At 75.4% G+C, this 15,107-nt stretch carries 10 protein-coding genes; 6 read left to right on the top strand and 4 right to left on the bottom strand.

All coding sequences use genetic code 11. The features are described 5' to 3' along the window. Positions 1-30 precede the first annotated feature (30 nt). Positions 31-798 (bottom strand): glycerophosphodiester phosphodiesterase, encoded by a 768-nt coding sequence (locus tag AB0J21_RS23130; protein WP_363147980.1) that lies wholly within the window; start codon positions 796-798, stop codon positions 31-33. 41 nt (positions 799-839) lie between these two features. Continuing rightward, positions 840-1,427 (bottom strand): hypothetical protein, encoded by a 588-nt coding sequence (locus AB0J21_RS23125; RefSeq protein WP_363147979.1) that lies wholly within the window; start codon positions 1,425-1,427, stop codon positions 840-842. Between the two features lie 164 nt (positions 1,428-1,591). Here AB0J21_RS23125 and AB0J21_RS23120 point away from each other — a divergent pair, with 164 nt between their 5' ends. Further along, positions 1,592-3,103, top strand: coding sequence for a PLP-dependent aminotransferase family protein (locus AB0J21_RS23120; RefSeq protein ID WP_363147978.1), 1,512 nt, complete (start codon positions 1,592-1,594; stop codon positions 3,101-3,103). Positions 3,104-3,172: 69 nt separating this feature from the next. Here AB0J21_RS23120 and AB0J21_RS23115 read toward each other — a convergent pair whose 3' ends face one another. Further along, positions 3,173-4,840, bottom strand: coding sequence for a hypothetical protein (locus AB0J21_RS23115; RefSeq protein WP_363147977.1), 1,668 nt, complete (start codon positions 4,838-4,840; stop codon positions 3,173-3,175). A gap of 126 nt (positions 4,841-4,966) precedes the next feature. Next, on the bottom strand, positions 4,967-5,161 hold the full coding sequence (locus tag AB0J21_RS23110) for a hypothetical protein (RefSeq protein WP_363147976.1): 195 nt from the start codon (positions 5,159-5,161) through the stop codon (positions 4,967-4,969). Positions 5,162-5,484: 323 nt separating this feature from the next. On the opposite strand from AB0J21_RS23110, the gene AB0J21_RS23105 reads away from it, so the two are divergent. The 5 genes from AB0J21_RS23105 (at position 5,485) to AB0J21_RS23085 (ending at position 15,080) form a co-directional block, all read left to right on the top strand. Continuing rightward, positions 5,485-5,898 (top strand): ankyrin repeat domain-containing protein, encoded by a 414-nt coding sequence (locus AB0J21_RS23105; RefSeq protein WP_363147975.1) that lies wholly within the window; start codon positions 5,485-5,487, stop codon positions 5,896-5,898. A 313-nt stretch (positions 5,899-6,211) separates the two neighbouring features. Continuing rightward, positions 6,212-7,630, top strand: a complete 1,419-nt coding sequence (locus AB0J21_RS23100) for a HEAT repeat domain-containing protein (RefSeq protein ID WP_363147974.1) — start codon at positions 6,212-6,214, stop codon at positions 7,628-7,630. 180 nt (positions 7,631-7,810) lie between these two features. Continuing rightward, positions 7,811-9,355 carry a hypothetical protein gene (locus AB0J21_RS23095; RefSeq protein ID WP_363147973.1) on the top strand — a complete coding sequence of 515 codons (1,545 nt, stop codon included), beginning with the start codon at positions 7,811-7,813 and terminating at the stop codon, positions 9,353-9,355. 82 nt (positions 9,356-9,437) lie between these two features. Beyond that, a complete protein-coding gene (locus tag AB0J21_RS23090; protein WP_363147972.1) occupies positions 9,438-10,325 on the top strand; it encodes a hypothetical protein in 888 nt (295 codons plus the stop codon). Between the two features lie 54 nt (positions 10,326-10,379). Then, complete coding sequence (locus AB0J21_RS23085) at positions 10,380-15,080, top strand: hypothetical protein (RefSeq protein ID WP_363147971.1); 4,701 nt, start codon at positions 10,380-10,382, stop codon at positions 15,078-15,080. The last annotated feature ends 27 nt before the right edge of the window (positions 15,081-15,107 follow it).

Genomic DNA, 15,107 nt, shown 5'->3' with positions numbered 1-15,107 from the left:
CGGACCGGCCGCCGCGCCCCCCGGGACGCGTCAGTCCCACTGGCCCCTGTGCTGAAGGACCTCGCGCAGCGTCCCGGTGTGGTCGGTCATGATGCCATCCACGCCGAGGTCCAGGAGCCGCTCCATCCGGGCCGCCTCGTTCACCGTCCACACGTGCACCTGCAGGCCCCGGCGGTGCGCGGCCCGGACGAACGCGGCGTCCACGAGCCGGACCCGGCCGTGGTGCTCGGGGACCTGGGCGCACAGGGCGGAGCGGCGCGGCGCGACCGGGAGGCCGCAGGCCCGCAGGCGCAACGCGAGCGCCCCCGACGTGCCCAGCGAGGTCGCCAGCCGGGGGCCGCCCAGCCGCTGGGCCCGGCGCACCCGCCCCTCGCTGAAGGAGCCCACGCACACCCGGTCCCACGCTCCGGTGCGCCGGATCAGGCCGAGCAGCGGCAGCAGGGCGCTCTCCGTCTTGACGTCGACGTTCCACCGCGCGGCGGGAAAGGCCTCCAGCAGTTCCTCGAACCGCGGGATCGGCTCCACGCCGCCGACCCGCGCCTGCCGCACCTCGGACCAGGGCAGGTCGGCGATCCGCCCCGCCCCGTCCGTGACCCGGTCCAACGTCGTGTCGTGGAAGGCGAGCAGGGTGCCGTCGGACGTCGTGTGCACGTCCGTCTCCAGGTAGACGTAGCCGAGATCGGTGGCTCGCCGGAAGGCGGTGACGGTGTTCTCCAGGCCGTCGGCCGCACCGCCCCGGTGGGCGAACGCGAGCGGGACCGGACGGTCGAAAAAGGGATGGCGTACGGGCGTGATCACGGCGGCAGTATGGCCCGGCACCCCGGGGGCGGGGTACTGGCTCAGGTGGCGGCCGGCTCCGGCACGGCGAACAACCGCAGGAAGTACTGCGCGAGCGGGCCGATCGCGAGCGCGTAGAGGACGGTGCCCACGCCCAGCGTCCCGCCGAGGGCGAAGCCCGTCACGACGACGGCCACCTCGACCGCCGTGCGGCACAGCCGAAGGGAACGGCCGGTGACCCGGTGCAGACCGGTCATGAGCCCGTCGCGCGGGCCCGAGCCGAAGCGCGCGGCGATGTAGAGGCCGGTCGCCACGCCGTTGAGCAGGATGCCCCCGGCCATCACGCCGACCCTGGGCGCCCAGCCGTGCGCGTCCGGCAGCACGGACAACGCCGCGTCCATCGAGACCCCCACGAGCACCACGTTCGACAGGGTGCCCAGCCCCGGCCGCTGGCGCAGCGGTATCCACAGCAGCAGGATCACGGCGCCCAGCAGCACGGTGATCGTGCCGATGCTGAGACCGGTGCGCTCGGCGACGCCCTCGTTCAGGACGTTCCACGGCTCCAGGCCCAGGCCCGAGCGCAGCAGCAGCGCCGAACTCACGCCGTACAGCACCAGCCCCGCGTAGAGCTGGACCAGCCGGCGCGGCAAGCGACGGGAGGGGAGGGGCGCAGTGGCGGTGCCGGAGGAATCGGACGAGGCGTGCGGTGCGGTCACAAGAGGCCCCCAGGGCGGAAGTGGACTGCTCTCCGCACTCTGTGGCTCGTTATCCTGGCCTCGACAGGGCCAATCCAAGAAAGGTGGACTGATTTTCCATGGCGGCGCAGTGGACCTCCGCGGTCAGTTCCGCACAGTTGGCCCGGCTGCTGGAGTCCCAGCAACGGCCGGGGGACGGGCGCAGGTTGCCCGCCTACCGGGCGCTCGCCGACGGGATACGGCTGCTCGTCCTCGAAGGGCGGGTCCCGGTCGGCACCCGGCTGCCCGCCGAACGCGAACTCGCCCTCGCGCTCTCCGTGAGCCGCACGACCGTCGCCACCGCCTTCGAGGCGCTGCGCGCCGAGGGCTTCCTCGAATCCCGCCGAGGAGCGGGCAGCTGGACCGCCGCCCCGGCCGGTTCCCCGCTGCCCGCGCGGGGGCTCGCCCCGCTGCCGCCCGAACAGGAGGGCTCGCACATCGATCTGGGCTGCGCCTCGCTGCCCGCCCCCGAGCCGTGGCTGACCCGCGCCTTCCAGGGAGCGCTGGAGGCCCTGCCTCCGTACGCGCACACCCATGGGGACTACCCGGCGGGGCTGCCCGCGCTGCGCCGGAGCCTCGCCGACCGGTACACGGCACGCGGGGTGCCCACGATGCCCGAGCAGATCATGGTGACCACCGGGGCGATGGGGGCCATCGACGCGATCCGCACGCTGTTCGCGCCGCGCGGGGAGCGGATCGCCGTCGAGTCGCCGAGCTACGCCAACATCCTCCAGCTCATGCGCGACGCGGGCAGCAGGCTCGTGCCGGTCGCGATGGGGGAGGGGCTGAGCGGCTGGGACCTCGACCGCTGGCGGCAGGTGCTGCGCGAGGCTGCGCCCCGGCTCGCCTACGTCGTCGCCGACTTCCACAACCCGACCGGGGCGCTCGCCGGCGACGAGCAGCGGCGCGCGCTCGTGGACGCGGCGCGGCACGCGGGCACCGTGCTGCTCGCCGACGAGACGATGGCGGAACTGCGGCTCGACGAGGAACTCGACCGGGAGGCCGGGGCCGCGATGCCCCGGCCGGTGTGCGGCTTCGACCCTGCCGGGTCGAGCGTCATCACCGTCGGCTCCGCGAGCAAGGCGTTCTGGGCGGGGATGCGGATCGGCTGGGTGCGCGCCGCCCCCGAGATCATCCGCAGCCTGGTGGCCGCCCGCGCCTACGCCGACATGGGCACGCCGGTCCTCGAACAACTCGCCCTCAACTGGCTGCTGACCACGGGCGGCTGGGAGTCGGCGGTGACCCTGCGCAAGGCCCAGGCCAGGGAGAACCGGACCGCGCTCGTCGAAGCGGTCCGCCGCGAGCTGCCCGACTGGGAGTTCACCGTGCCACGCGGCGGGCTCACTCTGTGGGTGCGCGCCGGAGGGCTGTCCGGCTCCCGGATCGCGGCGGCCGGGGAGAGCGTCGGCGTACGGGTCCCCTCGGGGCCCCGGTTCGGGGTGGACGGGGCCTTCGAGGGCTATGTCCGGCTGCCGTTCACCGTGTCGGGACCGCTCGCCGACGAGGCGGCCGCCCGGCTCGCGGCGGCCGTGGACCTCGTGCGCTCCGGCGCGGGTCCGCACACGGCGACGCCCCGCACCCTCATCGCCTGAGGGCGGGAGGGGCGGGGCGCCCGAGGCTGCGGCCCGGACGGGGAGACGGCCTCCGGGGCGGGGGCCCGCCTACGCCTCGGCGACCGACACCGCCCGGGGGACCGGCCGGGTGTCGGGTTCCTCCTGTGCGGGCAGGCAGTCCGCCTCCTCCACGGGCTCCCGCGCGGGCTCCTGCATGGGCTCCCGCGCGGGCGGGGCGCCCGCCTTTTTCTCCAGAGGCACGCCGAAACGCTGCGGGAGCAGGTCGAGGACGGCCTGCCGGTGGCTGTCGGCGGCCGCCTCGTCGTACGGGTCGGGGGTGGCCGGCACCTGCAGGCGCAGGACCGGTCCGGTGCCCAGACGCGCGTAGCCCCGGCCCGGCGGCATGTCGCCGGCCGCGGTGGTGCCCGGGCGCGCCCCCAGGACCTCGGCGACCTGCTCGTGGCCGACCTGGCCCAGCGCGGCCCTGGCACGGGTGTGGCGCAGCACCGGCTCGGTGAGCGCGTCGAAGCAGTCGTACTGCTCGGCGACGACGACGGTCACGTGGGCCGCCCTGCCGTGACGCAGCGGAACCTGGAGCAGGCTCTGGGGATCGGCCACGCCCTCGGAGCGCGCGAGGTGAGTCAGCACCGCCGGCCGGTCCACCAGGACCCACAGCGGACGCCGCGTGTCCTCGGGCGGAGGGTCACCGGCCTGCCGCGCGAGGTTCGCCGCCACCAGCCGCCGCTCCGTCTCGCGGACCACCCAGGTGAGGCTGGACAGGGCCCCGGCCAGCGAGCACTCGACGCCCAGGACACCGTCCCGTCCGCTCAGGCACGCGTAGTCACCGCTGCCGCCGCCGTCCACGACGAGGATCTCGCCGTGCGGCAGGGCCTGGAGGGCGATCGAACGCAGCAGGGTGCTGCTGCCGCTCCCGGGCCGGCCCGTGACCAGCAGGTGCGGTTCGGCGGAGCGCGGCCCGGTGCGCCACACGACGGGGGGCACGTCGCGCGAGCCGGTGCCGCTCGCGTCCACCACCGGCAGGGTGCGCCGTACGCCGAGCGGGTCGCAGAAGCCGAGCACCGTCTCGCCCGGGGAGGTCACGAAGCGCTGGGCGGCGATGTCGGTGGGCAGCGGGGGCAGCGCCGTGACGGTCAGCCGGTTCGCCTCCTCCTCCCACGCGAAGTGGTACTCCCGTCCCCGGCCGGACTTGTTGTGCAGCAGCCGCTCGACGCCCGCCCGGGCCCCGGGATCGCCGTCGTCGAAGTAGGCGGGATAGGTGACGGTCAGCTCGGTGAGCCTGCCGGAGTCGTCGAACACCGGGTCGCTCAGCGCCCGGTCCCACGCGCCGCCGTACGTGTAGAGCGGGTCCGGGTCCTCCGGGACCGAGAAGTACGGGACGAGGGCCTCGTACAGGGAGGACAGCCGCACCACCTGGTCCTCGTCGGGCCCTTCCGGGACCGGCGGGGTGCGGTCCCGTCCCTGCCAGGCCGCCGCCGCCAGCAGGGTGACGAGGGCGGTGGCCGGCCCGTAGGGCAGCAGGCCCACCACGAGGGCGAGCGCGGCCACCAGGAACAGCAGCGGGCCGCGCCGGTCCTTCGGCGTGCCGCTCCACTTGCGGCGGCCCGCCCCGGCGAGCCGGCCCAGCCCCCGGGAGAGGGCGATGAGCGGGTGCAGGACGTCGGTGGCGCCGTCGGCGGCCGTCCGTGCGAGGTCCCGGCCCCGGGCGAGGGGGACGCCGCCGTCGCGGAGGATGCGGGGGAGTGGTCGCCGTGCCACGTCGGTCTCCTGGTGAGTCGTACGCGTCGCCGCCGAGGGCCGTGCGGCCCCGTCGGTGCCGCGGGGAATCCATGGGGAAGGGGGGCACACGCCGGGACGCGTCGGGCCCGGCGTGCGCGGAGCCGGTCAGAAGTTCAGGCCGCCCAGCAGACCGGCGAGGCTCGCCCCGCCCGCCTTGATGCTCGGCGCGATCGCGGTGCCCGCGAGGTAGAAGCCGAAGAGCGCGCACACCACCATGTGCGAGGGCTTCAGCCCGTCCTTCCTGAAGAAGAGGAAGACGATGATGCCGAGCAGGATGACGCCGGAGATGGACAGGATCATGAGGGTTTCTCCTGGTTGAGGGGACAGTCACCATGAGTTCTTCCAGGCTCACAGCATGTATCTATACGACAAAAGGTGCAAATGAGTGAACAACGGACTTTTTTGGTGGTGTGCCGGGCCTCCGGCCGGTGCTCCGTACACCGGTGGAGCCCGGAATTCCGCCCCTCGCGCGGCCTTGTCGATCTTTGCCGCCCCGGCGACGGCCCCCGGCCCGTACCGGGCAGTACCCTGGCGATTCACCCGGACGGCCGTGGTGCCGTCTCCCGCCGGGTACGCTCCCGGACCACCCACGTTCACCCCCATGGACAAGGCGGCCATCGACTGTGAATGACAACGCCCAGGCACCGGAAGAGACGCCCGGCCCCGAGGTCGTGGAACTCGCGGGACGCCTCTTCGACTTCGCCCGCGGCGGAGACGCCGCGGCGCTCGCCGCCTACGTCGACGCGGGCGTCCCGGCGAACCTCAGCAACGACCGGGGCGACACCCTCGTCATGCTCGCCGCCTATCACGGCCACGCCGAGGCGGTGCGTGCCCTGCTCGCCCGCGGAGCCGACGCGGACCGGCCCAACGACCGCGGACAGACCCCGCTCGCGGGAGCCGTCTTCAAGGGCGAGGACGACGTGATCACCGCCCTCCTCGACGGCGGCGCCGACCCCGCCGCCGGCGCCCCCTCGGCGATCGAGACGGCCCGGATGTTCGGCAGGGACGAGCTGGTGGCCCGCTTCGGCGTCAATTGATCAAACCCCCTCCCGACCTGCGTGAACAGCAATAAACGGAGGTCGGTTCCGGGGGTTTTGGGCAGCCGCCGTAAATGCGCTCGCCACAGCCTTCACGGCTGGGTCATCATGACGACATGGTTCGCGCCGGTACGCCCCGGGAAGAAGGGGCGCACCACCCGCACCGCGCTCCGGCCCCCCTCGGGGCCACCGACGAGAGGCAGAGGAAGATGTCTGACGACAAGCACAGGACCACGGGCCCACTGACGTGTTGTCGCACCAGGTAACGCGTGAGTCCCCGGTTGCGTCGACAGCTTGATGTGAGGCCCTTCCCATGTTCGAACCGGTCATAGCGCCCAGCGGGACGCTGCTCGGCCTGCTGCAACGCGGGCGCGGCGACGGCACCCTGCACGCGCTCACCGCACCCCGCGCCGAGGCGCTGGCCGCTCTCGACCAGTGCGTGTGCCACGACCCCCGCGCCGACTGGCAGGTGGAGAACCGCTCCCTCTACTACGCCCGGCTCTACATCGACCTCGACGGCGGACTCGACCGCGTCGAGCGCCACCTCCTCGGGCCCGAGGACCTCCTCGACCCGGCGGAGACCCGGACCGGGCTCGCCCTGTCCGTCCTCGGCCACCTCGCCTCCTACGGCCGGGCCGACGCGCTCGCGCTGCTGCGCCGGTACGCCGCCCAGGGCGCCAACTGGGCGTGGGCGCTGGACGAGCTGGCCGTACGCGACGAGGACGAGGCGCTGCGCGCCCTGGCCGCACCGGTACTGGCCCGCTTCCCCGAGGACCCCGAGGGCGAGGCCGAACTCACCGCCGCCGTCCGGGACTCCTACGAGCCGCGGCCCTGGCGCCTGTGGGCCGAGGACACCGCCTCCCGCGCCGGCACCCGGGTGCGGGCCGCCTTCGAACGCGGCTCCTTCGACCGCTGGCAGCGCCAGCTCGCCCCGAGCGGGCCCCGGCCCGGCTGGAGTGTCGAGGCGGTCCTCGACTGGGCCCAGCAGGGACTGGAACGCGGCGCGGCCCTGCACGTGCCCGCCGCCCGCTGTCTGGTCGCCGTGGCCGGTCCCCAGGACCGCGCCGCACTCCTGGCCGCGGCCGCCGACGGAGTGGACGGCGCCCGCTGCGCCGCTCTGCGCTACCTCGTCGACGCGCACGACCCGCTCTCCCTCGACCTCGTCGAGGAGGCCGCGCTCGGCGGCTCCTCCCTCGTGGCGGACGTCGCCCTCGACCTCTTCGAACGCATGGCCTCGGTCGCCGCCGTCGACCGTGCCCGCCGCTGGGCGCACCGCCCCGACCGCCTGGGGGCCGCGGCCGGCCGGCTGCTCGCCTGCCGGGGCGGCACGCAGGACGCCCCGCTCGTGCTGGGCGCGCTGCGCGAGGCGGTACGCGGGGAGGGCACCGACCACACGGGGCTCGGGCCCCTGCTCGACGGGGCGGGACGCCTCGGCATCGTGTGCGCGGCGCCAGTGCTGCGGCACGTCTACCGCGAGACCTCCTCCTCGCACCTGCGCGGCCGCGCCGCCCGCGCCCTCGCCGCGACGGACGCCTCCTTCGCCGCGGGCTTCGCCGTCGAATGCCTGTGGGACTGCGAGGAGTCCACCCGAGAGATCGCCGCCCGGCACGCCGAGACCGCCGACGCCCGCGTCGTCGCCCAGCTCCGCCGCCTCGCGACCGACCCCGCCGAGGAGGACGAGGTGCAGACCGCCGTACGCGGCCGCATCGGCCCGGACACGGCGGCCGCCTGACCGGCCGTACGGCCCGAGGACACCCGGCCCGAGGCCGGAAACCAGCGCCCGAGGGGTGTCACGGGTCAGCCGTGGCACCCCTCAGGCGTGGGCCCGCCCCCGCCTTCGCGCGGCCGGGCCCGTCCGCGCGAAAAAGCGCCGTTTCGACCGTTGTCGGACCGAGGATCTACTCTGTTCGGCGTGACTTCGCCTGCCGTCCCGGATCTCCTTCCGTCCCAGCTCAGCGCGGGGCCGCGCCCCGCTCCGGGCCCGGCCGCCGACGAGGGGCTGGCCCGGCGGCTGCGCGCGCTCGCCTGCACCGCCCCGCTGCACGACCTGGACACCCGCAAGGCCAACCTCGCGGGCGAGTACTCCGGGTACGCCATGGCCGAGGTCGCCCTCTCCGCGATCGACCTCGTCACCCTCCACATGGACTTCGACACCGGAGCCGACCACGACGAGATAGTGGCCAGACTCCTGCCCCGGGTGGCCGCGCAGGCCCCGCACCGGCCCGCCGCCGAACACGAACGGGTCGCCCGCTGGGTCCTGGAGAACCTCATCAACGTCGGCAGCGCCGACCGGGGTTTCCGCGCCGTCTACGGCACCTTCGGACAGGACGGCGGCTACGTCCGCAGGGACTACGACTTCAAGCTGATCGAGGAGGTGCCCGGCACCGGCGGCAGCGTCTACCTGCGCACCACCGACGAGGCCGTCAACGTCCTGGTCGGCGCCCTCGACACGGACGTCACCAGCGCCCAGATCGCCGCCGAGGTCAAGCTGGAGGTGCTGGTGAGCCGGGGCAGGCTCGCCGACGCCCAGCTCGCCGCAGAACAGGCCCGCTACCGCACCGTCCAGTACTCCGAGACGCTGCGCCGCGCCCTGGAGGCCACCCGCCGCGACGTACGCGCCGTCGACTGGCTGAACACCGTGCCCGACATGATCGCCGAGGCGCTCGACCACGTCGCCGACCGCTACCGGCACGAGAACGCGATCCTCACCAACATCCGCAAGGCCCGCGACGAGGCGGAGGAGCCCGACAACAAGCGGCGCGCCGCCGAGCTCGTCGACATCGTCAAGGACTGCATCCGCCGCCACACCCAGCTGCAGTCCCGGCTGCTGGAGGCCGGCCCCCTGTTCCGCGCCGAACAGGACCGGCAGTCCTTCGCGACCCGCTCCGGCCGCCCCGGGCTCGACCTCTACGGCCAGCTGCTCGCCCCCGTGCTGCCGCTGCCCGTCGAAGCGGCCCTGCGCGTCACCGACGCGTTCTTCGCGCGCGGCACCGGGCTGCGCACCCCCGTCTCGGTCCGCGTCGGCGACCTCGTGGACCTCCTCCTGACACCCCCGCAGGAACGTGAGCACCTCGGCGTCGAGATGCCCGAACCCGACCTCGTCGCCACCCCCGACGACAGCCGCTTCAGCGAGGAACAACTCGCCCGCGCCACCGCACTGCTGACCCTGGAGTACGAGGCCCCGCGCCGCCTGTCCGGACTGCTCGCCGAGGCCCGCCGCCCGGACCGCCACGGCCACACGGACCCCGAACTGCCCTACCTCGTCGCGCTGCTCGCCGTGCACGCCGCCAGCCCCCCCTTCGGCACCGCCTACCGCCAGGGCGAGCCCAGCCTCCTGTTCGCCGTGGACGACGGCGCGCGGCTGGACGACCCGGAGTTCGGCGGCGCCGACCTGATACTGGGCACGGCGCTCCTCGACGCGGCGGGCATGGCCGCCGACCGCACCGAGCCGGCGTGAGCGCCCGCCCGCCGCACCGGGCCCCAGCCCCGCACCCTTCCCCGTACGCCCCGATCCGTCCCACCGCCCAGGAGCCCCAGCCGTGACCGAGTACGCCGCAGAGCCGCCCGCCTGGGCAGAGCCCGAGAGCCCGGCCCCCGCTCCCGCCGCCCTCACCCCGGCCGACGCGGCGGACGCGGCGCGGCTCGTCGCGTTCGGGCTCCAGCCCAAGCTCCAGCCCGCCCGGGACGCCGAGTACGCCGAACTGCTGCGCCGGCACCGCGAGGACCCGGCCTTCGCGCGCCTGGCCGACGCCGTCGCCACCGGACTGGGGCTGATCGTCCTGGAGGTGTCCCCGCGCGCCGGGATGGCCGTGACCGCCGCCGAGGACTCCCTGTTCGCGGTCCGCATGGGCGACTACGCGCGCCGCGCCTCCACCGACACCGCCGACCGCTTCCTGCACGGCCTCGCCCACCTGTCCGTGGCCGCCCTCGCCTTCCCCCGCCCCGAGGACCTCGCCGACGACGGCTACATCGGCCGCCTCACCGTCAACGGGGTCGACGCCTTCGTCCGCCAGGCCTGCCGCCGCATCGAGGAGCGCGCCGAGGCCGCCGGGGAGAACACCGACCCCGCCACCGAGGCCCCCGGACTTGAGGCGGCCTGGCGCGTCTGGGCCCGGCGCAGCGCGACCGGCGCCACCAAGGACGCCCGGCGGCTGGCCGGTTCCACGACCGGCATCGTGGCCAAGGCCGTCAGCTTCCTCACCGAGTCCGGCTTCCTCCAGCGCACCGGCGACGACTCGGGCGGCACCTACCGCACCACGGCCCGCTACCAGCTCCAGGTCCGCGACATGGCGGGCAGCGCCGCCATGGCCGAACTGCTGGAACTCGGCATCGTGCCGGTCAGTGACGGCAGCGCGAGCCTGCTGCCGCCCGACGACACCGAGGACCTGGACCTGGTCGCCGACGCCGGGCTCCCCTTCCACGGCTGACCCGCCCCGCACCGTCCCGCCCCACTCCCGCACCGTCCACGAGAGTCCGCCGCCATGTACGAGCTGTCCCGTATCCGCCTCTACTCCATCGGCCCGGCCGGCGCGCGCTACGCCGACACCGTGCTCGACCTGCGGGGCGTCGGCGAACCCGTGCCCGATCCCGCCCCGGCCCAGGCGGAGTTCTTCGAGGAGGAGCCGGTCGGCCCGCCGCGCCGGCCCGCCCCGGCCGGCGTGCTGTTCCTGGAGAACGGCGGCGGCAAGTCCGTCCTGCTCAAACTCATCTTCTCCGTCATGCTGCCCGGCCACCGCAACACCCTCGGCGGTGCGAGTTCCGGGGTGCTGCGCAAGTTCCTGCTCGCCGAGGACTGCGGACACGTCGCCCTGGAGTGGCAGCACACCCGCACCGGCGAGTACGTCGTCGTCGGCAAGGTCAGCGAGTGGCGCGGCCGGCAGGTGTCCAACGACCCGCGGAAGTTCGCCGAGGCCTGGTACTCCTTCCGGCCCGGGCCCGGAATGAGCCTCGACGCGCTGCCGGTCGCCGAGTCCACCGCCGTGCGGCCCCTCGCCGAAGGCGTCTCCGCCGCCCAGGGCAGGCGCCGCACCATGAAGGGCTTCCGGGACGCCCTCGTCGACGCGGGCAAGTTCTACGCCCACCTCGACGTGCACTGGGAGGAGACCCACGAGCGCTGGACCGAACACCTCGGCGAACTCGGCCTCGACCCCGAACTCTTCCGCTACCAGCGCGAGATGAACGCCGACGAGGGAGAGGCCGCCGGGCTCTTCGCGGTCAAGAAGGACTCCGACTTCACCGACCTGCTGCTGCGCGCCGTCACCGACACCCGGGACACCGACGGACTCGCCGACCTCGTCCACGGCTTCGGCGGGAAGCTCGGCCGGCGCGCCGAACTCATCGCCGAACGGGACTTCACGGCCGGCTCCGTCGACCTCCTCGGCCGCATCGTCGACGCCACCGCGAGCCGTTCCCGCAGCCGCGAGATCCACGCCGCCGCCGAGCGCCGCACGCGTACCCTGGGCCGCCGCCTCGCCGCCCGCGCCACCCTCGAACGTGGCCGCGCCGCCGAGCTCGCCGAACAGGTCACCGCCGCCGAGCACACCGTGACCGAGGCGGGCGGCGCCCGTGGCCGCGCCGTCCTCGTCGCCGCCGAACTCGCCTACCGGCACGCCTCCCTCGCGCTGGCCGCCGCCGAGAAGTCCGCCGCCGCCCAGCGCCGCGAACTCGCCGACGCCCGCACGCTGCACTCCGCGTGGCAGGCCGCCGAGACCGTACTGCGCTCGCGCGCCGCCGCCGACCGCTCCGCACGCGTCTCCGCCGCCATCCGCGAGGCCGAACGCGACGCCGCCCCCGCGCTCGCCGCCCGCGCCGCCGCGGCCGCCGACCTGGTCCGCGCCCTCCAGGACGCGGCCGACGCCGCCGAGGGCCACGCCAACGTGGAGGAGGAGCGCTCCGCGACCCTCCAGGAACACAGCGAGAGCGCCCACCGCGACGCGACCGCCGCCGCCACCGACGCCCAGCGCGCCCGTAGCGACACCGGACACCTGCGCCAGCGCCTCGCCGAGGTCGAGCAGGAGACCGCGGAGGCGGTCGAGGCCGGCTGGCTCGACGACACCGCCCCCGACGCCGACCCGGCCCGCGCCGCGCTCGCCGCGAGCGACGCGGAGAAGGCCGCGACCGCCGCGTGGGAGACCGCGCGCGCCGCCGCGGCCCGCGCCAACGACCAGGCCAAGGAGACCGCGACCGCCGCCGCCCGCACCGAACTCGCCGCGGCCCGCGCCGCCGACGCCGCGCACGCCGCCGACCACGCCCACCGCTCCGAGTACGCCACCGCCGCCGCCCTCGCCCGCGAGGAACGCCTCGCCGAACTCCTCGGCCTGCCCGGCCACGCGGCCGGCGTACCCCAGCCCCGGCGGGCCGCGGGCAGCGGGGGCGCGCGGACCGGTACGTCCCCGCGCACCAAGGACGGGGGCGAGAGAGACCCCTTCGCCCCGGGCCTGGACGCGTACGGACTCGACGACAACGCCGAAGCGCTCGGGGAACTCCTCGACCAGTCCGTCACCGCCGCCGAACGGCAGCTGTTCGACCTGCGCACCGCCGCCGCCGACGACTCGCGCATCCTCGGCGCCCTCGGCGACGGCGGACTGCTGCCGCCGGGCCCCGACGTCCTCGCCACCGTCGAGTACCTCGGCGAGCACGGCATCCCCGCCCTGCCCGGCTGGCGCTACCTCGCCCAGGCCGTCGACCCCGCCGACCACAGCGCCGTGCTCGCCGCCCGGCCCGAACTCGTCGACGGCGTCGTCATCACCGACCCCGACACCCACGGCCGTGCCCGCGAGGTCCTGGCCGGCGCCGCCCTGCTGCCCCGCTCGACGGTCGCCGTCGGCACCGCCGCCGCCCTCCTCGCCCCCGCCACCGACTCCACCGGGGAATCCGGGGTCTTCCTCGTACCGCCGAACCCGGCGATGCACGACGAACACGCCGCGGACGAGGAACGTCAGCAACTGCGCGCCCGGGCCGCCGCCCGCGACGAGGACATCCGCGCGCTCGCCGCGCGTCTCGCCAAGGACCGCGAGCTGTCCGTCCGGCTCGCCTCCTGGCGCTCCGCGTGCCCGCCCGGCCGTCTGCGCGAACTGGAGACGGCCGCCCGCGAGGCAGGAGAGGCCGCCGAGGAGGCGGAGCGGCAGCGCGCCGAGGCCCACACCCTGCGCGCCGAGGCCGAGGAGAGCTCCGCCGAGGCCGCAGCCGTCCGCGACCAGCGCCAGGAGGCCGCGCAGCGCGCCCGCCGCGCCGCCGACGCCCTCGCCGGCCTCGCCCACCGGCTGCGGGAACGTGCCCGGTGGACGTCCCGACTGCGGGAACTCGCCGAGGACGCCGCCGAGTCCGAGGCCCGCGCCCAGACCTGTCTGGAGCGCGCCCGCGCCGCCGACGAGGACCGCCGCGCCGCCCAGCGCGCCGCCGACGACGCCCGGCGCACCGCCCGCGCCCTGCGCGCCGAGCGCGCCGAGATCGCCGGCGCCCCGGAGGAACTGCCCGAACCCTCGGAACAGGCCGCCCGCGCCGCCCTGCCCGACCTGCGCGAGGCGTACCGCGCCGCCTCCCAGCTGTACGAGAAGGTCGGCGTCGGCGCCGACCTGCGCGCCGAACAGGCCCGGGCGGAGAGCGACGAGAGCGCCGCGCTCGCCGAACTCCACCGGCTCAGCAACAAGGTCCGCACCCGCGCCGCCCAGCTCCTCGAAGGCCCCGACGGCGCCGACGGCCCCTCCCGGCAGGCCGCGGCCGGACGCGCCGAAGCCCTCGTCCAGATGCTGGAGACCCGCGCCTCCACGGCCAGCGAACAGCTCGGCCGACTGCGCGGAGAAGCCGAACGTCTCGCCCCCGAGGAGGGCACCGCCCACACCGAACTGCCCGAGGAACGCGTCCCGGCCGACGCAGAAGCGGCCCAGGCCCTGCTGCGGACCGCGACCGGGGAACTCGCCGAGCACACCGCCGCCCTCGACACCGCCCGCGCCGCCCACGCACAGCTCCAGCAGGCCCACCGCTCCGCCGAGGAGGCCACCGCCGGCTTCGAGGAGAGCACCGCCGCGCTGCGCGATCTGCTGCGCGACCCGGCCGATCCCGAAGCCTCGGGACCCGAGGCCGCGGCGGAGACGCCCGAGCCCTTCGACGGCCCCCTCGCCGAGGCCCGCTCCGCCACCGCCGAGGCGCGCCGCTCCCTGCGCGGCTGCGCGGCCGACCTGTCGGCCGCCGAGGCCGCCGTCCGCGAGGCGAGCGACATCCTGGTGCGGCACGCCAACTCCACGCGCTACGAACAGGTCCGCACCCCCGCGCGCCAGCAGATCCGCGAACTGCCCGCCGCCGCGCTGCCCGAACACGCCGCGAAGTGGGCCGAGGCCTTCGCACCCCGGCTGCGCGTCCTCACCGACGAACTCGACCAGCTCGAACGCAACCGGGACTCGATCGTGGACCGGCTGCGCGGCCTCGTCGAGTCCTCCCTCGCGACGCTGCGCTCCGCCCAGCGCCTGTCCCGGCTCCCGGAAGGACTGGGGGAGTGGTCCGGACAGGAGTTCCTGCGCATCCGCTTCGAGGAGCCCGACCACGCGACGCTCGCCGAACGCCTCGGCGAGGTCATCGACGAGGCGACCCGCTCCGCCGTCCGCAAGAACTCCGACCTGCGCCGTGACGGGATGTCGCTGCTGCTGCGCTCGGTCCACGCGGCCCTCCAGCCGCGCGGGATCAGCGTCGAGATCCTCAAGCCGGACGCGGTGCTGCGCGCCGAGCGGGTCCCGGTCGGACAGATGGGGGACGTGTTCTCCGGCGGCCAGCTGCTGACCGCGGCGATCGCCCTGTACTGCACGATGGCCGCGCTGCGCTCCAACGACCGGGGCCGCGACAAGCACCGGCACGCCGGCACGCTGTTCCTCGACAACCCCATCGGCCGGGCCAACGCGACGTACCTGCTGGAACTCCAGCGCGCCGTGGCCGACGCGCTCGGCGTCCAGCTGCTCTACACGACCGGCCTGTTCGACACGACGGCGCTCGCCGAGTTCCCCCTCGTCATCCGCCTGCGCAACGACGCGGACCTGCGCGCCGGGCTCAAGTACATCAGCGTCGAGGAGCACCTGCGCCCGGGACTGCCCGGCCCGACCGACGCGGAAGCCGTGCACGGCGAGATCACCGCCACGCGCATGTACAAGCGACCGGCCGGCGACACGGGCGCCCGGGGCACGGCCACGCTCTGAGGCAACCGGGAGACGGGAGAGCCACCG

The sequence above is a fragment of the Streptomyces sp. NPDC049954 genome, assembly GCF_040656295.1.
Lineage (GTDB): Bacteria > Actinomycetota > Actinomycetes > Streptomycetales > Streptomycetaceae > Streptomyces.
The sequence above is the reverse complement of the archived record's forward strand: the minus strand, read 5'-3'. Positions and strand labels throughout refer to the sequence as shown.